We start from the raw sequence: 20,329 nt of genomic DNA on the forward strand, positions 1-20,329 counted from the left end.
GTCGGCATTGGGGCGGCGATCCAGGGTGCGGTGCTCACCGGTGAGCAGAAGGACGTATTGCTCCTCGACGTGACCCCGCTCTCCCTCGGCATCGAGACCAAGGGCGGCGTGATGACGAACCTGATCGAGCGCAACACCACGATTCCGACCAAGCGCTCGGAGATCTTCACCACCGCCGACGACAACCAGCCGTCGGTGGAGATCAAGGTGGCCCAGGGGGAGCGCCAGATGTGGGCGCAGAACCAGCCCCTCGGCAACTTCGAGCTGACCGGCCTCCCCCCCGGCCCCGCGCGGCATCCCGAAGATCGAGGTCACCTTCGACATCGACGCCAACGGCATCGTCCACGTCTCCGCCAAGGACCAGGCGTCCGGCCGCGAGCAGTCGATGACGATCTCCGGCGGCTCCGCGCTGTCCAAGGACGACATCGACCGGATGGTCAAGGAGGCCGAGCAGTACGCCGAGGAGGACGCCAAGCGTCGCGAGACCATCGAGGTCCGCAACCAGGCCGACCAGCTCGTCTACACGACCGAGAAGTTCCTGGCCGACAACGGCGACAAGATCCCCGAGGACGTCAAGACCGAGGTGCAGGCCGACCTCGACGCCCTCAAGGAGACCCTCGAGGACGCCGAGGCCAGCTCGGAGTCCCTCACCGCCGGCATCAGCAAGCTCGGTGAGTCCAGCCAGAAGATGGGTGCCGCGATGTACGCCGCCGCGGAGGCCGACCAGGCCGCTGCGGGTGGTGCCACCGGCGCAACGGGCGAGGCCGACGACGACGTCGTCGACGCCGAGATCGTCGACGAGGAGGCCACGGACGGTCCCGCCGAGGACACCAAGTGACCTCAGCAGGGGACGGCACGTTCGGCGACGCTGCGGCCGAGATGCCCCACGAGACCGAGGTCGAGGTGCCCCTGCCGGACCAGTCGGCGGCGGACCAGTCGGTGGCCGAGACCGAGGAGGAGCTGCGCGTCTCGGACTTCATCGAGGAGGGCGCCCCGCTGGAGCCCGCCGACGTCGCGGCGATCGAGGGGGCGCTCCAGGAGAGGACCGCCGACCTGCAGCGTCTGCAGGCCGAGTTCCTCAACTACAAGCGCCGGGTCGACCGTGACCGGGACCTGATCCGCGAGAACGCGACCTATGCCGCGCTCGCGCCGATCACCGAGGTCCTGGACAACATCGACCGCGCCAAGGAGCACGGGCCTCTCGACGACGGCTTCAAGGCCGTCGCCGAGCAGCTCGAGCGCACCGTGGCGTCCCTCGGGCTCATCAAGTTCGGCACGGCCGGTGACGCGTTCGACCCCAACGTCCACGAGGCCCTGTCCCACATCGGGCAGGACCCGGAGGTCACGGTGACGACGTGCAAGGTCATCGCCAAGTCCGGCTACAAGATCGGTGACCGGGTCGTGCGCGCCGCGCAGGTCCTGGTCGTCGACCCGGCCGACCAGTAGGAGCAGCAGCACCCACATGACGAGGGAGGGAGGTGCGCGATGAGCGACAAGGACGGCTTCCGGGCCGACTGGGCGCAGAAGGACTTCTACGCCGTGCTCGGCGTCAAGAAGGACGCGTCGAGCGAGGAGATCAAGAAGGCCTACCGCAAGCTCGCGCGCGCCCACCACCCCGACTCCAACCCCGGCGACACCGCCAAGCACGAGAAGTTCAAGGCGGTCGCCGAGGCCTACGACGTCGTGGGCGACGCCGACAAGCGTCCCAAGTACGACGAGATGCGCTCGCTCTACGGCTCCGGCGCCGCCCGCGGTGGGTTCGCCGGCGGCGGCGGAGGCGGCTTCAACGTCGAGGACCTCCTCCGCGACCGGGCCGGAGGGGCCGGCGGTGGTGGCGGTGCCGGCTTCGGCGACATGTTCGGCGACCTCTTCGGCGGGGGCCGGCGCGGCCAGCAGGTCCGCCGTCCCGCCAAGGGCGCCGACGTCGAGACCACGGCGACGATCAGCTTCACCGATGCCATCGACGGCGTCACGATCTCGCTGCGGCTGACCTCCGACGCACCCTGCCCCGACTGCTCCGGCACCGGCGGCAAGGCCGGCACCCGCCCGCGGGTCTGCCCGGAGTGCGACGGCGCCGGCTATGTCACGGCCTCGGTCGGCGGTGCGTTCTCGATGAACGAGACCTGCCCCGGCTGCGGTGGGCGCCAGCTCGTCTACGACGAGAAGTGCCCGACCTGCCGCGGCAACGGTCGCGGCATGTCGGCGCGCACGATCCAGGCCCGCATCCCCGCGGGTGTCAAGGACGGCCAGCGGATCCGGGTGCGGGGCAAGGGCGCGGCCGGAGAGAACGGCGGCCCGACCGGCGACCTCTTCGTGGTCGTCAAGGTCGGCGCCCACCGGCTCTTCGGACGCAAGCTCGACAACCTCACGCTGACCGTGCCGGTCTCCTTCGACGAGGCCGCACTCGGGGCCGACATCAAGGTCCCGACGCTGGCGGGAACGCCCGTGACCCTCAAGATCCCCGCGGGCACCCCCAACGGGCGCACCTTCCGGGTGCGCGGCAAGGGTGCCGTCAAGGCCGACGGGTCGCACGGCGACCTGCTCGCCACGGTCGAGGTCCAGGTGCCCGCCGTGCTCGATGAGCCCGCGCGCGCCGCGATCGAGTCCTATCGTGAGGCCATGGCCGGCAAGCCCCTTCGCGCCAACCTCTTCGAGGCCGGTGCGTGATGCCCGCGCGCGACCCCTTCGCCGCTCCCGGACCCGACGCTGCTGTCTTCGTGATCAGCGTCGCCGCGGAGCTGACGGGGCTGCACCCGCAGACGCTGCGCACCTACGAGCGGCTCGGGCTGATCACGCCCGGCCGCACCGGCGGTGGTGGTCGTCGCTACTCCCCGCGTGACATCGACCGGCTGCGCGAGATCGCCGACCTCACCTCCTCGGGCATCGGCATCGAGGGGGTGCGACGCATCCTCGACCTCGAGAACCGCGCGGCCGCCCTCGCCCGCCGCAACGAGGAGCTGCTCGTCGAGCTCGAGGCCACCCGCGAGGCGCTGCGGCAGGCCGTGATGGTGCGCCGCGCGGCCGGGCCGCCCAACCGGCTCCCCGTGCTGCGCCCCTCCGACCCCGACCAGTCGGTCGTGGTGTGGCGGCGCGGCCGCTGAGCGCGGTCCGTGGCTCGCTCCTCGTCGCCGGCACCACCTCCGACGCCGGCAAGAGCGTGCTGACGACCGGGCTGTGCCGTGCGTTCGCGCGCCGAGGGCTGCGCGTCGCGCCCTACAAGGCGCAGAACATGTCCAACAACTCGATGGTCTGCTCGGGCCCTGACGGTGCGGGCGCCGAGATCGGCCGCGCCCAGTGGACCCAGGCCCTGGCGGCCCGCGCCGTCCCGGAGCCGGCGATGAACCCGGTCCTGCTCAAGCCCGGTGGCGAGCGGCGCAGCCACGTCGTCGTGATGGGCCGACCGGCCGGCAGCCTGTCGTCGACCGACTTCGTCGGTGGCCGCACCCACCTGCGCGACGCCGCGCACACGGCGTACGACGACCTGGCCAGCCGCTTCGACGTGGTGGTCGCCGAGGGTGCCGGCTCCCCGACGGAGATCAACCTGCGCGCCGGCGACTACGTCAACATGGGCCTCGCCCGGCACGCCTCGATGCCGGTCGTGGTCGTCGGCGACATCGACCGGGGCGGGGTGTTCGCCGCGATGTACGGCACGGTCGGGCTGCTCGAGCCGGCCGACCAGGCGCTGGTGGCGGGCTTCGTGGTCAACAAGTTCCGCGGGGACGTCTCCCTGCTCGCCCCCGGCACCGAGGAGCTGACCCGGCTCACCGGCCGCCCGGTCTACGGGGTGCTGCCGTGGCGGCCCGACGTGTGGCTGGACTCCGAGGACGCGCTCGACCTCGAGGGCCGGCGGGCCTCCGACGATGCGGCCCGGCTGAAGGTCGCGGTCGTGCGGTTGCCGCGCATCAGCAACTTCACCGACGTCGACGCGCTCGGGCTCGAGCCCGACCTCGACGTCGTCTTCGTCTCCGACCCGCGCGGGCTGGCCGACGCCGACCTGGTCGTGCTGCCCGGCACTCGCGCCACGATCGAGGACCTCGCCTGGCTGCGCAGCCGCGGGCTCGACCGGGCCGTCCTCGCCCACGCGGCCGCGGGCACCCCGGTGCTGGGCATCTGCGGCGGCTTCCAGATGCTCGGTCGCCGTGTCAGCGACCCCGAGGGCGTCGAGGGAGAGACCGGTGCGGTGGTCGACGGGCTCGGCCTGCTCGACGTCGAGACCACCTTCGGCGCCGACAAGGTGCTTCGCCTGCCGACCGGGCGGGCGCTGGGGGCCGAGGCCCACGGCTACGAGATCCACCACGGCCGCATCACCCGCGGGGCCGACGCCGAGGAGTTCCTCGGCGGGGCCCGGGCGGGCGCGGTCTTCGGCACCATGTGGCACGGCAGCCTCGAGGCCGACGCCCTGCGCGAGGCCTTCCTGGGGGTGGCCGCGCAGGCCGCGGGATCGTCCTACGAGCCGGCGGGAGTGGTCTTCGCCGAGCGCCGCGAGGCCCGCTTCGACCTGCTCGCCGACCTCGTCGAGGAGCACCTCGACGTCGACGCCCTGCTGGACCTGGTCGCCCACGGCGCCCCGACCGGGCTTCCCCTCCTCGCGCCCGGGCGCGACCGATGAGCGTCCTGCTGCTCGGCGGCACCGGCGAGGCCCGCGAGCTCGCCCGGCTGCTGGTCGAGGCCGACATCGCGGTGCTGTCGTCGCTCGCCGGTCGGGTCGCGCGGCCGCGGCTGCCCGTGGGGGAGACGCGGCTGGGCGGGTTCGGCGGCGTCGAGGGACTGCGCGCCCACCTGCGGGAGGCGGCCTACGACGTCGTGGTCGACGCCACCCACCCCTTCGCCGCCGGCATCACCGACCACGCCGCACAGGCGTGTGCCGCCGAGGGCGTGCCGCTGCTGCGGCTCGAGCGTCCCGGCTGGTCGACGCTCCCGGGCGCCGACGCGTGGCACTGGGTCGACGGCCACGACTCGGCCGCGAGCGTGGCGGCGTCCCTGGGCGACCGGCCGTTCCTGACCGTCGGTCGTCAGTCACTGGGCCGCTTCGTCGGGCCCTTGGCCGGATGCCACGCGCTGGTGCGCGTCGTCGACCCGCCCGAGGTGGACCTGCCTGCCGCGTGGCGGGTGCTGCTGGACCGCGGGCCCTACGTGCTCGACGGCGAGCTCGCGCTGATGCGCGAGCACGGCACCGACGTGCTCGTCACCAAGGACTCGGGCGGCGACCTGACGCGGCCCAAGCTCGACGCCGCGTCGGCGCTCGGGGTGCCGGTCGTCGTCGTGCGGCGCCCCGCGCCCGCCGGCGTCGAGGTCGTCAGCGACGCGGCTGCGGCGGCCGCCTGGGTCGCCGGCCGCCGCTGAGGGCGAGCCCCGCACTCACCACACCGGCGCCGACCTGCACGCGGGTCGCGAGCCGGGTCGCGCGCACGATGTCGCCCGGGCCCGGGTCCCGACCGTCGCCGAGGGCCGGCCGCTGCTCGGCCCCCGACGCGTAGGTGGTCAGCCCGCCCAGGCGCAGGCCGAGCGATCCCGCGAAGGCCGCCTCGACCACGCCCGCGTTGGGGCTGGGGTGGGCAGCGGCGTCCCGCCGCCAGGCACGTACGCCGCCACGTCGGTCCTCCCCGAGCAGCACCGTCAAGGCGCCCGCGAGTCGTGCCCCCGGCAGGTTGAGCGCGTCGTCGAGCCGGGCCGAGGCCCAGCCGAAGCGCTCGAGACGCGGGGTGCGGTGGCCGACCATCGCGTCGAGGGTGTTGGCGGCGCGGTAGCCGAGCAGCCCCGGGAGACCCGCGACGGCACCGAGCACGAGCGGCGCGACGACCGCGTCGGAGGTGTTCTCCGCGACCGACTCGACGACCGCCCGGGCGACCCCCGCGGGGTCGAGCGCCGAGGTGTCGCGACCGACCAGGTGGGTGAGCCGCTGCCGCGCTCCGGGCAGGTCGCCCGAGGCGAGGAGGTCGTGCACGGCCGTGGCCTCGCGGCCCAGCGAGGTGCCGCCCAGCACGGTCCACGTCGCGGCGGCGGTGACCAGGGTGTGCAGGAGCGGCCGGTCGCGGGTGGCCCGCTCCGCGGCGACACCGAGGGCGACCGTGCCACCGACGAGCAGGGCCGTGTGCCGCACGCCCGCGCCGCGCGCGTCGTCGTACGTCACCTGCTCGAGGGCGCCCGCGAGGCGGCCGAAACCGGCGACCGGGTGCCATCGCACGGGGTCGCCGAGCGCCCGGTCGGCGGCCAGGCCGAGCAGCAGGCCGGCCGCCCGCGAGCTCACAGGAGGCCCCGATAGGGTGACGCGCGATGAAGGTCCTGGTCACGGGCGGGGTCCGCTCCGGCAAGTCCACGTACGCCGAGCGGCTGCTCGGCGAGGAGCCCGTGCGTTACGTCGCCCCTGGGCCCGTGCCCGACAAGGAGGCCGACCCCGACTGGGCGGCCCGCGTCGCCGCGCACCGGTCGCGGCGACCGGAGACCTGGAGCACCGTCGAGACGACCGACGTCGCCGCGGCCATCCGCGAGTCCGACGGCCCGGTCCTCGTCGACTGCCTCGGCACCTGGCTGACGGCCATCCTCGACGACGCCGGCTGGGAGGCCGGGCGCGAGGTGCTCGAGGCCGCCGTGACGGACGCGACCGATGCCGTCGTCGCCGCGCTGGGCGAGGCCGTCGGACCGGTCGTGCTGGTCACCAACGAGGTGGGCCTCGGCATCGTGCCCGACCACCGCTCGGGCCGCGTCTTCCGCGACCTGCTCGGGGTCGTCAACCAACGCGTCGCGACGGCGTGCGACGACGTGGTGCTGGTCGTCGCAGGCCGCGCGCTGCGCCTGTAGGACCCGCCTCAGAGCGACGCCGCCAGCTCGCGACGTGCCTCGCGCTCCTGGCTCCGGGCCCACGTGCGTCCGACCAGCCCGCTGAGGACCACCCCGATCACCACCCAGACCGTGGCGAGGGTAGCCAGTGACCCGAGGCGGAAGGACCACAGCGTGTCGGCCGGGAAGTCTCCGAGCTGCTGGGCCGCCGGCAGGACCGCTGCGGCCAGGACCACCACGACCAGGTAGCCGCCGGACCCGGTCAGCGTGGCGACGTACAACCCACGGGCGGGTGCCAGCCGGGACGCCAGCGCGACTGCGAGGACCGCAGCGACGACGGAGACCAGCAGGAAGGTGAAGTAGGACGCCGTGCGCTCGCTGATGGTGTCGCCACTGCCGACACCGGGCGGGAGCGCGGGGTACTTCAGGAATGGCACCAACGCCACGGCCACGAAGCCGACCGCCGCCACGAGGGCGGTGGACTGGCCGGGTCGTAGCCGCCCGAGTCGCCCCATGGCGCCGGCCGCGCCCAGGGCGACCAGGCCGCCGAGCGCCAGGCCGATGGCCGTGGTCCCGGTCAGCAGGCCCCAGGTGCTCTGGGTGTCGCGGGAGACGACGGCTGGCTCCTCGGCCGGCTCGTCGCCGTGGCTGTGCGTGTGCCCATCGGTGTGCCCGTCACCGGACTCCTCGTGGCCACCCTCGAGGGCGATCGCGCTCGCCAGAGGGGGCTCGCCGACCGCGGACGCGACGGCGAAGCCGAGCAGGCCGGCCACGAGGCCGGCCAGCAGGCCGTGGAGGAGGAAGGTGCGGGCGGTCAGGGTCTCGGACCGCGCCATGTCAGTCGGCTGCCGTTGTCAGTGACAGGGGTAGCCGAGGAGGTGGCGACCGTCGTGCACGAACTCGTGCAGCATGGTGCCGGAGAAGACCGAGAAGGCGCCCTGCTCGGCGCCGACGAAGACGATGGCCAGGACGCCGAGCAGGCCGGCGAAGAAGAGCCAGGGCGCGAGCTGGGCAACGGGGATCGAGGGGATCTCGACCGAGAGGGGGCCTGCCATCGGGGCAAGGGTGGCGTGCGACATGAGTCCTCCTGAGGGATGCGTGCGTCCCTGGATAGTTGGGGATTCACGGGCACTCGGGTCTGACTCCACCCCCTCGGGAGGGGGTGTCACAGTAGCGCGACTGTGCCGGATTCCCACCGGCTTCCTCGTGCCCGTGCGCTCACCCTAGGGCATCGAGCAGCCGTTGTGTCACCGCTGGTGCACGGACCGAGATCCGCACCCACTCCGGCCCCAGCCCGGGGAAGGTGTCGGCCCGCCTGACGGCCCATCCGGCCGTCCTCAGCCGGGCGTGGACGCCGTCGCCGACGTGGACCAGGACGAACGGTGCGCGGCTCGTGACGAAGGGGATCCCCAGCGCGGTGAGGCCGTCGACGAGCACGGTGCGCGCCGCTGTCGTGCGGGCCGCCCGACGCTCCTGCTCCTGGCGTGCCTGGTCCGTCGCGGTCGCCCGCATCGCCGCTGCTGCCGTCGTCGAGACCGACCACGGGGACTGCCCGGCACGCAGGTCGCGTACGACGTCGGGGGCTGCCAGCAGGTAGCCCGCGCGCACGCCCGGGATCGACCACAGCTTGGTCAGGCTGCGCACGATCACCAACCCTGGCTGGGGATCCGCGCTGTCGCCGGCAGCGAGCGACCCCTGCTCGTCGGGCACGAAGTCGATGAACGCCTCGTCGACCACGACCAGCCGGCCGGGCCTGGTCAGGGCGCGGATCGTGGCCGCCGGGTGCAGCACCCCGGTCGGGTTGGTGGGGTTGCCGACGACCACCAGGTCGGCGTCCTCGGAGACCTGACGCGGGTCGAGCGCGAAGTCGTCCTCGGCTCGCAGGAGGACGTGGGCGGGCGGGTGACCGGCCTGGGTCAGGGCGACGTCGGGCTCGGTGAACTGCGGGTGCACGACCACCGGGTGGCGCCACGGCCGCAGCCGTGCCAGCAGGCCGAACGCCTCGGCCGCACCGGCCGTCGGCAGGACCTCGTCGGGGTCGCGGCCGTGCCGGATCGCCAGTGCCTGCTGGGCTCTGCTCACGTCGGGGTAGCGCGCGACCTCGTCGAGGCTCGCCCGCAGCGCATCCTCCAACCACGTCGGTCGGGGCTCGTCGTAGACGTTGACGGCGAGGTCGACCAGGCCCGCTGTGGCCTCGACGTCGCCGTGGTGCCGCAGGGGGTCGTGGAGCGGCTCGTTCACGGCTGGGCGTGGACCGCGTCGGCGAAGCGCTGGGCCAGGTGGGGGTGACCCGCCCAGTGCGTGTGGAGGTACGACGCGTGGTGGCGGGAGGACGCGAAGCCGACGGGCAGGTCGTCGATCACCCAGGCGGCCGCGTCGTGCCCTGCCGTCGGGCTCACCTGCGTGCGGTGGAACTCGTGGCCGGTGACGGTCTCGCCGGCCCGCGCCAGCAGCGTGTCGCTCGGGCTGGTGGCCCGGCGATAGCTCAGCGTGAGCTTCGGCGTCATCGCAGCATCGGCCGGCAGCGCGCCGATCATCGCCGCGTCGTCGACGGTCCGGCACAGGTAGAGCAGGCCGGCGCACTCGGCGACCGTCGGGACCCCGTCGGCGACGGCCTGCTTCAGGGCTCCGAGCAGCGCGACGTTGGCGCTGAGATCCGTGGCATGGACCTCGGGGAAACCTCCGCCGAGGTAGATCCCGGCCGTGCCCGCGGGCAGCGCCGGGTCGGTGAGCGGGTCAAAGGTGACGACGTCGCATCCCGCCGCGCGCAGCAGCTCCTCGGTCTCGGTGTAGCGGAACGTGAAGGCGCGGCCGCCGGCCATCGCGACGACCGGTCGTGCCGTCCCTGCGGGAGTGGTCGGCGCGGCGACCTCGCGCGTCGCGTCCCACGGCGCCTCGTCGAGGTCGGGCGCGGCGCGGGCCAGCTCGAGGACCCGGTCGAGGTCGACCCGCTCGGCGATGCGCCGGGTGAGCAGGTCGAGCGCGTGGGCGGCCTCGTCGCGCTCCTCCGCGGGCACCAGCCCCAGGTGGCGGGACGGGGCACTGATGCCGTCGTCGCGGTGCAGCTCGCCCAGGACCGGGATGCCGGTGGGAGCGATCGCGGAGCGCACCTCGGTGGCGTGCCGGGGGGTGCCGACCTTGTTGAGGACGACGCCGACGATGTCGACGTCACGCTCGTAGGTCGCCATGCCGTGCACGACCGCGCCGATCGAGCGCGACGCGTGGGACACGTCGACGACCAGCACAACCGGCGTGCGGGTGACCGCCGCGACGTGCGCGGTGGACGAGAATCCCTGACCGCCGATCTGCCCGTCGTACAGGCCCATGACGCCCTCGACGACGGCGACGTCGGCGCCGCGGGCGCCGTGCAGGAGCAGCGGGACCAGTCGCTCCTCGCCGACCATGAACGGGTCGAGGTTGCGGCCGGGACGCCCCGTGGCGAGCGCGTGGTAGCCCGGGTCGATGTAGTCGGGGCCGACCTTGTGGCCGCTGACGACGTGCCCGGCCTGGCGCAGCGCGGCCATGAGCCCCGTGGCGACGGTGGTCTTGCCGTGGCCGGACGCGGGAGCGGCGACGACCAGCCGGGGGAGGGTCACCACTCGATCCCCCGCTGGCCCTTCTGGCCGCGGTCCATCTGGTGCTTGACCTTGGTCATCTCGGTGACCAGGTCGGCGGCCTCGACGAGCCGGGCGTCGGCGCGGCGGCCGGTGACCACGACGTACTGCCGACCCGGGCGCTGCGACAGGGTCTCCACCACGTCCTCGACGTCGACCCAGCCCCACTGCATCGGGTAGGTGAACTCGTCGAGCACGTAGAGGTCGTGCCGCTCCTCGGCGATGCGCCGCTTGACCTCCGCCCAGCCCTCGGCGGCCTCGGTGGCGTGGTCGGCCTCGGAGCCGTCCTTGCGCGACCACGACCAGCCGGCGCCCATCTTGTGCCACTCGACCGGACCGCCCTCGCCGGTCTGGCGGTGCAGCTCGCCGAGGCGCTCGAGCACCGTCTGCTCGCCGATGCGCCACTTGGCGGACTTGACGAACTGGAAGACCCCGACGTCCCAGCCCTGGTTCCACGCTCGGATCGCGAGGCCGAAGGCGGCGGTGGACTTCCCCTTGCCATCACCGGTGTGGACCATCAGCAGCGGCTGCTGGCGCCGCTCGCGCGTGGTGAGCCCGTCGTCGGGCACGGAGCTCGGCTGACCCTGCGGCATCAGGCCACCCGCTCACGGACGGCGCCGGTGAGGTCGGCCGCGCTGACCTCGGCGATCGGCACGTGCTCGGCCCGGAGGTGGTGGGCGAGCTCGCCGGCCAGCCCCATCCGGAAGGAGCCGCTCTCGCAGTCGACCACCAGGCTCGCGATGCCCTGGCTCGCCAGGTGGCCGGCCGCCTGCCGCGACCGCGCGACCGCGTCGGGACCGTGCGTCGCACGGCCGTCGGTCACCACGACCAGGAGCGGGCGGCGGCGCGGGTCGCGGACCCGCTCGAGCCGCAGCACCCGGTCGGCCTCGAGGAGGCCCTCGGCGAGCGGGGTGCGCCCGCCCGAGGGCAGCTGCTCCAGCCGGGTCGCCGCGATGTCGACGGAGTGCGTCGGCGGCAGCGCGACCTGCGCGCCGTGCGCGCGGAAGGTCACCAGCCCGACCTTGTCGCGGCGGCGGTAGGCGTCGAGCAGCAGCGACAGGATCGCGGTCTTCACCTGCTCCATGCGGCGGCGGGCCGCCATCGAGCCGGACGCGTCCACGCAGAAGAGCACCAGGTTGGCCTCCTTGCCCTCACGGGTGGCGACCCGGAGGTCGTCCCGCTCCAGCCGCAGGCGGCCCTGGGTGCGGCCCCGCACGTGCTGGTGCGGCGCCGCGCTCAGGATCGTCGAGGTCAGGTCGATGCTGCCCCCTGCTGCTCCTGGGCCGGCCGGTTTCGTCGCGCCGATGCGACGACCCGACGCGGTGATCGCCCGGCTCCGTCTGCCGGCCTCCCCGGCTCCCGTGCCGGCGACGGTGAAGAGCTTCGCGCGGTACGGCGTGCCGGTCGCCGCGGGCGCGTCCGTCCCGCCCGAGCCGCTCGGGGCCCCGGTCGGCTGGGGCTGGCTCGGCTCGCCATCGCTTCGCTCGGCTGCCTCGCTCTCGCTCTGCTCGGCCTCGCCTTCCTCGCCGTCGCTCCGCTCCGGCTCGGTCGGCTCGGGGTTGGGTGGCTCGGGGGGCTCCGGCTCGTCGTCGCCGAGGAGCTGGTCGAGGAGGTCCTCGTCGAGGCCGGGGGCGTCGAAGGGGTTGCGGCGCCGGCGGTGCGGGAGGGACAGGAGGGCTGCGGCACGGATGTCGGCGCGGGTCACCGAGGTGCGGGCGTGCCAGGCCGCGTGGGCGACGGCCGCGCGGGCGGTGACGATGTCGGCGCGCATCCCGTCGACGTCGAAGGCTGCGCAGACCTCCGCGATCGTGAGCAGCGCGGCGTCGGTCAGCTCGACGTGCGCGACGAGCCGCTGCGCCGTCGCGATCCGTTCGGTGAGGGCGCGCTCCGCCTCGGCGTACGACGCCGCGAAGCCGACCGGGTCCGCGTCGAAGGCCATCCGGCGGCGCACGACCGCCATCCGCACCACGGGGTCGCGCGGGGCGGCGACCTCGACGGTGAGCCCGAAGCGGTCGAGGAGCTGCGGTCGCAGCTCGCCCTCCTCGGGGTTCATCGTGCCGACGAGCACGAAGCGCGCGTCGTGCTCGACGGAGACCCCGTCGCGCTCGACGGTGGAGCGGCCCATCGCGGCCGCGTCGAGGAGCAGGTCGACGAGGTGGTCGTGGAGCAGGTTGACCTCGTCGACGTAGAGCACGCCGCGGTGGGCGCGGGCCAGCAGGCCGGGCTCGTACTCCGCCTTGCCCTCGCTCAGCGCCCGCTCCAGGTGCAGCGAGCCCAGGACCCGGTCCTCCGTCGCGCCGACCGGCAGCTCCACCAGGCGCACGGGGCGGGTCTCGGTCGGGGCGTCGGCGGCGAAGGGACCGTCGGGCGAGCGGGGGTGCGGCTCGGCCGGGTCGGTGGAGAACCGGTCACCGGCGACGACGTCGATCGGCGGCAGCACCGCGGCGAGCGCACGCACGATCGTCGACTTGGCCGTGCCCTTCTCGCCGCGCACGAGGACGCCGCCGACTCCGGGGGAGATGGTGGTGAGGACCAGGGCCAGGGCCATCGGGTCCAGGGCCGTCGGGTCGTCCGGGCCGCCGGAGGAGACGACGGCAGAAAAGGGGTAGTGCTGTGGCATGGGAGGCTCCCGCTCGTCCGCCAACGGATATGTGGCGCGAGGCCGGTCTTCGGACTTCCCCGAGGGGTCACCGCAGCGGGCCTGTGCCGGAATCTCACCGGCTTCCCAGATTCTCCCGTCGGACCACCGTGGGGGCTGGTCGTCGGGGCACCTCGTGCCTGTCGTGGCTCAGGCTAGCGACCACGGCGGGGGACCTGCACGAGGGTCCACGCGCTAGCGTCCTGCTCCGTGTCAGTCTCCCGCCCGATCGTCGTGGCCGCCGTCTGCTTCCGCGACGAGTCCGGCCGGGTGCTGGCCGTGCGCAAGCAGGGCACCGACCGCTTCATGCTGCCCGGCGGCAAGCTCGAGGCCGGGGAGTCCGCCGCGGCCGCCGCGATCCGCGAGGTGCGCGAGGAGATCGGGCTCGAGGTGAGCGACGTCGAGCCGCTCGGCCACTGGGTCGCCGTGGCCGCCAACGAGCCCGGGAGGCGCGTCGAGTCGAGCGTCTTCACCGCCGACCTGCCGGGGGAGCCCCGCGCCGCAGCCGAGATCGCCGAGCTGCTCTGGCTGGACCCGGCCGCGGTGGCGCGCGGCGAGGTCGACGTGCCGCTCGCGCCCCTGCTCCGCGACCACGTCCTGCCGGCTCTCGGCCACGGCCCGACCCGACGCATCACGGTCGTCGGCATCGGTGCCGACGGCTGGTCCGGAGTGGCCGATCACCAGCAGGGGCTGGTGAAAGCCGCTGACGTGCTGCTCGGTGGGACGCGTCATCTCGAGCTCGTCCCGCCCCGAGCAGGACAGGTGCGACGCGCCTGGCCGTCGCCGTTGCGGGAGGGCTTGCTGCCCCTCCTGGAGGAGTACGCCGACCACTCGGTCGTCGCGCTCGCCTCCGGCGACCCGTTGGTCTCCGGGATCGGCACCACGTTGCTCGACCTGCTCGGTCGCGACGCGGTCGAGCTGCACCCTGCGCTGTCGTCGGTCGCGCTGGCCGGCGCGCGGATGGGCTGGCCGTCGGAGTCGGTGACGCTCGTGAGCCTGGTGGGCCGCGATCCCCAGTCCCTGTTGCGTTTCCTCACCCCCGGGAGCCGTCTCCTGGTGCTCTCCTCGGACCCCACGACTCCGTCCGTCGTGGCGGCGCTGCTGGTCGGCGCGGGCTTCGGCGCGACCCGCATGACCGCACTCGGCGACCTCGGGTCGAGTTCCGAGTCGCGGGTCGAGGGGCTGGCCCGGTCCTGGAGCGCCGTGCGGCCCGAGGAGGTGTCGCCCCTGCACGTCCTCGCGCTCGACCTCGACGGTCCGGTCGTGCGGTCCTGGGCCGCCGGCCTGCCCGACGACGCCTACGAGCACGACGGACAGCTGACCAAGCGCGACCTGCGCGCCAGCGCGCTCGCGCGGCTGATGCCCCAACCCGGCCAGCTGCTGTGGGACGTCGGCGCCGGCGCCGGCTCGGTGGGCATCGAGTGGGCGCTGGCCCACCCGACCTGTCGCACGGTCGCGGTCGAGCAGCACCCCGAGCGGGCGGCGCGCGTGGCCCGCAACGCCGCGCGCCTCGGCGTACCCGGGCTCGAGGTGGTGACCGGGGCAGCGCCCGAGTCCCTGGCAGGGCTGGAGAAACCCGATGCGATCTTCGTCGGCGGTGGTGCCACGCGTGCCGGCGTCATCGAGGCCTGTCGCGATGCCCTGGCCCCCGGAGGCCGGCTGGTCGTCCACGGCGTGACGATCGAGACCGAGGCACTCCTGGCACGGCTCCACACCGAGCTCGGCGGCGAGCTGACCCGGATCTCGATCGAGCACGCCGAGCCGATCGGCACCTTCACCGGCTGGACGCCCGCGCGCGCCGTGACCCAGTGGGCGTGGACCGCATGACCGTGCACTTCGTCGGGGCCGGCCCCGGTGCCGCCGACCTGATCACCGTGCGCGCGGCGCGGATGCTCGCCGCGGCCGACGTGGTGCTCTACCCCGGCACCTACCTCGACGCCGAGGTGCTCGGCCACTGCCGCCCCGACGCGCGGCTCGTCGACACCCAGGACCTCGACCTCGACCAGATGACGGCCGTGATGGTGGAGGCGCAGGCCGCGGGTGCCGACGTCGTGCGTCTCGCGTCGGGCGACCCGTCGCTCTACTCCGCGCTCTTCGAGCAGACCCGCCGCCTCGACGCGGCGCAGGTGCCGTGGGACGTGACGCCCGGCGTGCCGGCCTACGCGGCCGCGGCGGCGCTGGTGGGGCGCGAGCTCACCGTGCCGCTGATGACCCAGTCGGTGGTGCTGACCCGCGCGCAGGCCCGCTCGACCGCGATGCCGTCCGGGGAGACGCTGGAGGCCTTCGCCGCCACGGGCGCGACCCTGGTGCTGCACCTCGCGACCGCCCGGGCGCGGGAGGTGGCGGCGTCCCTGGTCGACGACTACGGCGCGGACTGCCCGGTGGTGGTGGTCTACCGCGCGAGCCAGCCCGACGAGCGGGTCCTGCGCGGCACGCTGGCCGACATCGCCGACCGGGTCGAGGATGCGGGGCTGCGCCAGGCGGCGGTGATCCTGGTCGGGCGGGTGCTCGACCCGGCCGGGGGCGGCGAGTCCTACCTCTACGACCCGGCCCGTGACCGCTCGACCGAGCGCCGCCCCTGAGTTCTAGGCTGGCCCGATGGCACTCCTCCACCGCGCGACGATCACGCCGACCAAGCTCGAGCTGCTCCAGGCCTGGGTGCCGCAGCAGGACTGGTGCCCGCCGCTGGCGGGTCCGCTGAGCATGATCGGCGGCTACCGCTTCGACGACCCCGAGGACGAGGTCGGCATCGAGACCCTGCTCGCGACCGACGGCACCGGCCTGGTCGTCCAGGTCCCGCTGACCTACCGCGGTGCCCCGGTCGAGGAGCTCGAGGACGCGCTGGTCACCACCATGCAGCACTCGGCGCTCGGCGAGCGCTGGATCTACGACGGCACCCAGGACCCGGTCCTGCTCGAGGCCTTCGCCGCCGCGATCGAGGAGGGTCAGGCAGGTGCCATCGAGATCATCGAGGTCGACGGCATGATCCAGACCCGCGAGCCCAGCGTGGTCGTCGCAGGCTCCGGTGACCCCGTCGACGAGCCGCTGCGCTTCCACCACGTCCTCGAGGCCGAGCAGCCCGCCGACGGGGCCGTCCTCACCGGCACCTGGGACGGTCAGGACGAGCCGGTCGTGCTCGTCTCCACCTGATCCACGGCTGGTTCTCCCACGTAGCGCGGAGTCCATACCCGTCCGGCGCGGCTGACCCGCGTGCTCGTGGCGCCGACGAGCAGCAGGCACTTCATGTCGATGCTGTCGGTGTCGAGGTCGCCCAGCGTGGTGACGGACAACGACTCCTCGGCCCGGCCGACGTCGCGGCCCACGACCACGACCGTGTCGGGGGAGCGGTGCTCGAGCAGCAGCTTGCGGGCGTGCGCCACCTGGTCGACGCGGGATCGTGACGCGGGGTTGTAGATCGCGAGCACCAGGTCGGCCTCCGCGACCGCCCGCAGCCGCTGCTCGATCACGGGCCACGGCTTGAGCCGGTCGCTGAGGCTCATCACCGCGAAGTCCGCCCCGATCGGGGCACCGGCCCTCGCGGCCACTGCCTGCACCGCGCTCAGCCCGGGCAGCACCCGCACCCGCACGTCGTCGTAGAGCCGGTCCTCGGCGGCCTCGAAGACGGCCGAGGCCATGCCGAACACGCCCGCGTCACCCCCGGAGACGACGGCGACCCGCTCGCCGGCCCGGGCCAGGTCGAGCGCGAGTCGGGCCCGGTCGACCTCGACGGTGTTGCCGCTGGCGTGACGCTGCAGGCCGGGGCGCTGGGGCACCCGGTGGACGTAGGGCGCGTAGCCGACGACGTGGTCGACCCCCGCCAGTGCGGCCGTCACCTCGGGGGTCAGCCAGTCGTCCGGGCCCGGCCCGAGACCGACGACGAGGAGCTCGGCGGGCTCGGTGGTGGTGGCCGTGGCCGTGGTGGGGAGCGCTTGTGGCTCCACCGCCGACCGGGCGCGCCGGCCGTTGCGGGAGTCTCCGGTGACCACGATCAGCGAGAAGTAGGGGACGGTGTCGGGATCGACGTCGACCACCGGCAGCCAGCGCTCGGCGGGCATCGAGGCGCGCTCGACGTACATCGCGTGGTCGAGGCGCCCGGCCTGTGCCAGCGCCGAGCGGACGGCGCGGAAGGTGCGCCCGAGCTTCATGATGATCGCGCCGTCGGTGTCGGCCAGGCGGCGCGCGAGCTCGGGCTCGGGCAGGGTGCCGGGCAGGACGGTGAGCACGTCGGTCTGGCGCACCAGTGGGGCCGCCACGGTGGCGGTCGCGGCGACGAAGGCCGGGACGCCCGGGACGATCTCGGTGGGGAAGCGGTCGGCGAGGCGGTCGTGGAGATACATGAACGAGCCGTAGAACAGCGGGTCGCCCTCGGCCAGCACGACCACGGTGCGGCCGGCCTCGAGGTGCGCGCCGAGGCGTTGCGCGCACTCCTCGTAGAAGTCGGCCAGCGCCCCGTTGTAGCCACCGGGATGGTCGGTCGTGCCCGTCGTGACGGGGTAGCGCAGCTCCTCCTCGACCGCCGTCGCCGGGATCAGGTCGGCGGCGATGCGGCGGGCGTTGGACTCCTTGCCGACGCCGGCGTGGAAGGCGACGACGTCGGCGGCGGCGATCAGGCGCGCCGCCTTGAGGGTCACCAGCTCGGGGTCGCCGGGGCCGAGGCCGACGCCGTAGAGGTGTCCTGGTGTGCCGGCGGCGGTGCTCATTCGCGCTCCTGGGCCAGGGCGTTGAGGGCCGAGGCGGTCATCGCGGAACCGCCGCGGCGCCCCCGCACGGTGAGGAAGGGTACGTCGATCCCGTGCTCGTCGGCGAAGCTCGCCAGCGCGTCCTTGGACTCGGCGGCGCCGATGAAGCCGACCGGGCAACCGATGATCGCGGCCGGCGGGGGCGCTCCGTCCAGGAGCATCTCGAGCAGGTGGAAGAGGGCGGTCGGGGCGTTGCCGATCGCGACGACGGCGCCGCCGAGGCGATCGCCCCAGAGCCCGAGGGCGGCGGCGGATCGCGTGGTCTCCCAGGCCGCCGCCAGGGCCGGGACCGCCGGGTCCCGCAGCAGGCACACGACGTCGTTGTCGCGCGGCAGCCGTGCACGGGTCACGCCCGAGGCGACCATGTGCGCGTCGGTGAGGATCGGGGCGCCGCGCTCGAGCGCGTCGCGGGCGGCACGGACGAGGTCGCGGTGGATCACCAGGTCGCGGGCCAGGTCGACCAGCCCGGTGCCGTGGACCATCCGCACCGCGACCTTCTCCGCGTCGGCCGGCAGGTGGTCGAAGCTGCCCTCGGCGCGGATCGTCGCGAAGGAGTCGGCGTAGATCGCGGCCCCCCGGTCGACGTAGGCGTAGTGGCGCGACGGGCGCTCCGTCTGCCGCTCAGGGGGGAGGTCCGGCACGACGACGCTGCGCCACGGCGTGACGACGACCGGCCCGTCGCCGGGCAGGTGCAGGTGGCGCCCGATGCTCGCGTCGGGGCAGAGGACGTGCAGGGTCTGACGTCCGTCGTCCTGGAGATGGGGGCCCGGGGCGGGGGCTGTGGAGGCGACGGGCAGTCGGGGGTCGGGGTCGTGGGGCGCGACGAGGGGCAGCTCGAGCTCGGCCAGGTGCCACGGTGCGTCGGGTCCGTCACCCCGCACGCGGACGAACGCGCGAGCCAGGTCGAGCAGGGCGGCGGGCGCCTCGTCGAGGTCGACGACCGGCCCCCAGGACGGGCCGACGCGCAGCTGGGCGGTGCACTCGTCCAGCGCGACCAGCCCGAGGTCGCACTCGCGGTCGAGCACGTCGCCGCGCCCGTCGTCGAGCACGAAGAGGAAGCGTGCCGAGAGGTTGCCGAGCAGGGGCTCCGCGCACAGACCCGCGTCGAGGGCGGCGGCCACGGGGCGCAGGTCGGTGCTTCCTCCGGTCACGCTGCCGGTCAGCGGTGAGACGACGATGTTGCGGACCAGCTCGTGGGTCAGGCTCGGCAGCAGCCCTGTGGCGACGAGCCGCTCGAGCAGATCCGTCGGCAGGGCGCCGTCCTCGTGCGGGAGACCGCGCAGCTGGACGTTGGCGCGGGAGGTGAGGTGCACCCGCGCGTCGCCGTACTCCTCGGCGATGCGGAGCAGCTCCTCCAGCGCCGGCCGCGGCAGGTGGCCGCCGACGAGCCGCAGGCGGACCAGCGCACCGTCGTCGGCGATCCAGGGGCGCAGGGCGCCGGGGCAGCGGTCCGGGCGGGTGCGGCTACGGGTGGTGGCCATGGGCGGTCCTCGTGAGGTCCGAGCCTGGATCGCGAGGCCCGCGTCGACCCGGCGGCGGTCACCGCAAGGGCCAGCAGGTCTTCGGACTCGGGATCACGCGGGACGAGACGCCTTCCCGGAGACCGGTCACCCGGTTGCTCCAGTGGCTCTGCCTCTCGGCAGGTGCCTCGCCCGTCACCCACACCGCTGCGCGTCAGCCCCGGATTCACACCGGGTTCCCTGCCCTGTGTCGCCACAGGGTTGACTGGCACCGGCAGGCTACCAAGACCGGAGGGGGACGCCATGGGCGAGGCCACGCTGCTCGTCGGGATGTCCGTGCGCGAGGTCGATGCTCGTGCCGGGCTTCGGTCGCTGGCAGACGAGGTCGGCGCCGACGTGGCCTTCCTGCAGCTGGGCGACCCCTCGCTCTCCCGCGAGCTCGACCGGCTCGCCGACGCCGGCGCCACCCGCGTCGTGCTCGTCGGTGTCAGCCTGGGCACCTTCGCCCCCGCCGCCTCCTGGCTGCGCCGCGTCGCCGCCCACTGGTGTCGCCGGCGCGCCGGCCACCGGCCCGACGTCGACGTCGCGACACGGCTGCTGGGCTCGTTGGACGCCGCTGCGCTGACTGCGACGCTCGGGGAGGTCCGGGCGCTCACCGGCGCCGAGCCCGGCCTCACCTCCTCGGCCTGGGAGGCAGTCACCGCGCATCGCCACCAGGTCCTCGTCTGCCGCGGCCCGCGCTGCACCGCCCTCGGCTCCGACCGCACCGCCGAGGCCCTCGTCCTCGCCCTCATGGCGCGCGACCTCGGCGACGACGACGTGCTCGTCACCCACACCGGCTGCCAGCTGCCCTGCAACCAGGCTCCCGTCCTCACGGTCCAGCCCGACGACGTCTGGTACGGCGCCGTCGACCCGGCCGCCGCCCGCCGCATCGTCGACGAGCACCTCGTCGGCGGGTCGCCGGTCGAGGATCTCCGGCTGCCGCGCTGAGTCAGTCGTCTCGCAGGGCTCGGTGCTGGTCCACGTTCTGCCCCGCCTGGGGGTCCGGCACCGGCTCGGCATCGACACCGGCCACGGTCTCGTCGAGCTTCACCCGTGGCG

General features: G+C 74.3%; 17 protein-coding genes, 3 pseudogenes and 3 riboswitches. Of the genes and pseudogenes, 11 read left to right on the plus strand and 9 right to left on the minus strand.

Annotated features, from left to right (window positions below; genetic code table 11):
- From RMN98_RS12045 to RMN98_RS12070, 6 genes and pseudogenes are all read left to right on the plus strand, one after another.
- Positions 1 to 838 (plus strand): annotated as a pseudogene (locus RMN98_RS12045) (Hsp70 family protein); the annotation flags it as partial.
- The gene (gene grpE, locus RMN98_RS12050; protein WP_309649060.1) at positions 835 to 1,446 is read left to right on the plus strand and encodes a nucleotide exchange factor GrpE; all 612 of its coding nucleotides are present in this window, start codon (positions 835 to 837) and stop codon (positions 1,444 to 1,446) included. The pseudogene RMN98_RS12045 and the gene grpE, both read left to right, overlap by 4 nt.
- A gap of 39 nt (positions 1,447 to 1,485) precedes the next feature.
- A complete protein-coding gene (dnaJ, locus tag RMN98_RS12055; RefSeq protein WP_309649061.1) occupies positions 1,486 to 2,667 on the plus strand; it encodes a molecular chaperone DnaJ in 1,182 nt (393 codons plus the stop codon).
- A complete protein-coding gene (locus tag RMN98_RS12060; RefSeq protein ID WP_309649062.1) occupies positions 2,667 to 3,101 on the plus strand; it encodes a heat shock protein transcriptional repressor HspR in 435 nt (144 codons plus the stop codon). The genes dnaJ and RMN98_RS12060 overlap by 1 nt, the downstream gene beginning before the upstream one ends.
- Positions 3,083 to 4,609: a cobyric acid synthase gene (locus tag RMN98_RS12065; RefSeq protein WP_309649063.1), complete on the plus strand. Its 1,527-nt coding sequence runs from the start codon at positions 3,083 to 3,085 to the stop codon at positions 4,607 to 4,609. Before RMN98_RS12060 ends, RMN98_RS12065 begins: the two co-directional genes overlap by 19 nt.
- The gene (locus RMN98_RS12070) at positions 4,606 to 5,343 is read left to right on the plus strand and encodes a cobalt-precorrin-6A reductase (protein WP_309649064.1); all 738 of its coding nucleotides are present in this window, start codon (positions 4,606 to 4,608) and stop codon (positions 5,341 to 5,343) included. Before RMN98_RS12065 ends, RMN98_RS12070 begins: the two co-directional genes overlap by 4 nt.
- Here the strand turns inward: RMN98_RS12070 and RMN98_RS12075 are convergent.
- Complete coding sequence (locus tag RMN98_RS12075) at positions 5,297 to 6,247, minus strand: cobalamin biosynthesis protein (protein ID WP_309649065.1); 951 nt, start codon at positions 6,245 to 6,247, stop codon at positions 5,297 to 5,299. The two genes, RMN98_RS12070 and RMN98_RS12075, sit on opposite strands and share 47 nt — an antisense overlap.
- Before the next feature lie 26 nt (positions 6,248 to 6,273).
- Here RMN98_RS12075 and cobU point away from each other — a divergent pair, with 26 nt between their 5' ends.
- Positions 6,274 to 6,798 (plus strand): bifunctional adenosylcobinamide kinase/adenosylcobinamide-phosphate guanylyltransferase, encoded by a 525-nt coding sequence (cobU, locus tag RMN98_RS12080; protein ID WP_309649066.1) that lies wholly within the window; start codon positions 6,274 to 6,276, stop codon positions 6,796 to 6,798.
- A gap of 8 nt (positions 6,799 to 6,806) precedes the next feature.
- Here cobU and RMN98_RS12085 read toward each other — a convergent pair whose 3' ends face one another.
- The 5 genes and pseudogenes from RMN98_RS12085 to RMN98_RS12110 all read right to left on the minus strand — a co-directional run bounded on the left by RMN98_RS12085 (position 6,807) and on the right by RMN98_RS12110 (position 13,011).
- Entirely contained in the window at positions 6,807 to 7,613 is an 807-nt protein-coding gene (locus RMN98_RS12085; protein WP_309649067.1) for a CbtA family protein, read from the minus strand.
- Between the two features lie 18 nt (positions 7,614 to 7,631).
- Positions 7,632 to 7,832, minus strand: a complete 201-nt coding sequence (locus RMN98_RS12090; RefSeq protein WP_309649068.1) for a CbtB-domain containing protein — start codon at positions 7,830 to 7,832, stop codon at positions 7,632 to 7,634.
- 68 nt (positions 7,833 to 7,900) lie between these two features.
- A riboswitch (adenosylcobalamin (AdoCbl) riboswitch) is annotated at positions 7,901 to 7,992 on the minus strand.
- 3 nt (positions 7,993 to 7,995) lie between these two features.
- Positions 7,996 to 10,373 (minus strand): annotated as a pseudogene (locus RMN98_RS21075) (cobyrinate a,c-diamide synthase).
- Positions 10,370 to 10,984, minus strand: coding sequence for a cob(I)yrinic acid a,c-diamide adenosyltransferase (cobO, locus tag RMN98_RS12105; RefSeq protein WP_309649071.1), 615 nt, complete (start codon positions 10,982 to 10,984; stop codon positions 10,370 to 10,372). Before cobO ends, RMN98_RS21075 begins: the two are co-directional and overlap by 4 nt.
- Positions 10,984 to 13,011 (minus strand): VWA domain-containing protein, encoded by a 2,028-nt coding sequence (locus RMN98_RS12110; RefSeq protein ID WP_309649072.1) that lies wholly within the window; start codon positions 13,009 to 13,011, stop codon positions 10,984 to 10,986. Before RMN98_RS12110 ends, cobO begins: the two co-directional genes overlap by 1 nt.
- Before the next feature lie 22 nt (positions 13,012 to 13,033).
- Positions 13,034 to 13,180, minus strand: a riboswitch (cobalamin riboswitch).
- 59 nt (positions 13,181 to 13,239) lie between these two features.
- Between RMN98_RS12110 and cbiE the strand changes: the two genes are divergently transcribed.
- From cbiE to RMN98_RS12125, 3 genes are read left to right on the plus strand one after another with little or no spacing between them, the layout of a single operon-like run.
- A complete protein-coding gene (gene cbiE / locus RMN98_RS12115) occupies positions 13,240 to 14,856 on the plus strand; it encodes a precorrin-6y C5,15-methyltransferase (decarboxylating) subunit CbiE (protein ID WP_309649073.1) in 1,617 nt (538 codons plus the stop codon).
- The gene (gene cobM, locus RMN98_RS12120; protein ID WP_309649078.1) at positions 14,853 to 15,611 is read left to right on the plus strand and encodes a precorrin-4 C(11)-methyltransferase; all 759 of its coding nucleotides are present in this window, start codon (positions 14,853 to 14,855) and stop codon (positions 15,609 to 15,611) included. The genes cbiE and cobM overlap by 4 nt, the downstream gene beginning before the upstream one ends.
- 16 nt (positions 15,612 to 15,627) lie before the next feature.
- Positions 15,628 to 16,179, plus strand: a complete 552-nt coding sequence (locus RMN98_RS12125) for a CG0192-related protein (protein ID WP_309649074.1) — start codon at positions 15,628 to 15,630, stop codon at positions 16,177 to 16,179.
- On the opposite strand, the gene RMN98_RS12130 is transcribed toward RMN98_RS12125, so the two are convergent.
- The 3 genes and pseudogenes from RMN98_RS12130 to RMN98_RS21085 form a co-directional block, all read right to left on the minus strand.
- The gene (locus RMN98_RS12130) at positions 16,146 to 17,729 is read right to left on the minus strand and encodes a precorrin-2 C(20)-methyltransferase (protein ID WP_309649075.1); all 1,584 of its coding nucleotides are present in this window, start codon (positions 17,727 to 17,729) and stop codon (positions 16,146 to 16,148) included. The two genes, RMN98_RS12125 and RMN98_RS12130, sit on opposite strands and share 34 nt — an antisense overlap.
- On the minus strand, positions 17,726 to 18,409 hold the full coding sequence (locus RMN98_RS21080; RefSeq protein ID WP_397209476.1) for a precorrin-8X methylmutase: 684 nt from the start codon (positions 18,407 to 18,409) through the stop codon (positions 17,726 to 17,728). Before RMN98_RS21080 ends, RMN98_RS12130 begins: the two co-directional genes overlap by 4 nt.
- Positions 18,410 to 19,039: 630 nt before the next feature.
- A pseudogene (locus tag RMN98_RS21085) lies at positions 19,040 to 19,249 on the minus strand (nitrite reductase); the annotation flags it as partial.
- A 54-nt stretch (positions 19,250 to 19,303) separates the two neighbouring features.
- Positions 19,304 to 19,519, minus strand: a riboswitch (cobalamin riboswitch).
- 12 nt (positions 19,520 to 19,531) lie between these two features.
- On the opposite strand from RMN98_RS21085, the gene RMN98_RS12140 reads away from it, so the two are divergent.
- The gene (locus RMN98_RS12140; protein WP_309649077.1) at positions 19,532 to 20,218 is read left to right on the plus strand and encodes a (2Fe-2S) ferredoxin domain-containing protein; all 687 of its coding nucleotides are present in this window, start codon (positions 19,532 to 19,534) and stop codon (positions 20,216 to 20,218) included.
- Positions 20,219 to 20,329: the final 111 nt, after the last annotated feature.

It is taken from the genome of Nocardioides sp. (genome assembly GCF_031397825.1).
In the GTDB taxonomy this organism is placed as follows: Bacteria; Actinomycetota; Actinomycetes; order Propionibacteriales; family Nocardioidaceae; genus Nocardioides.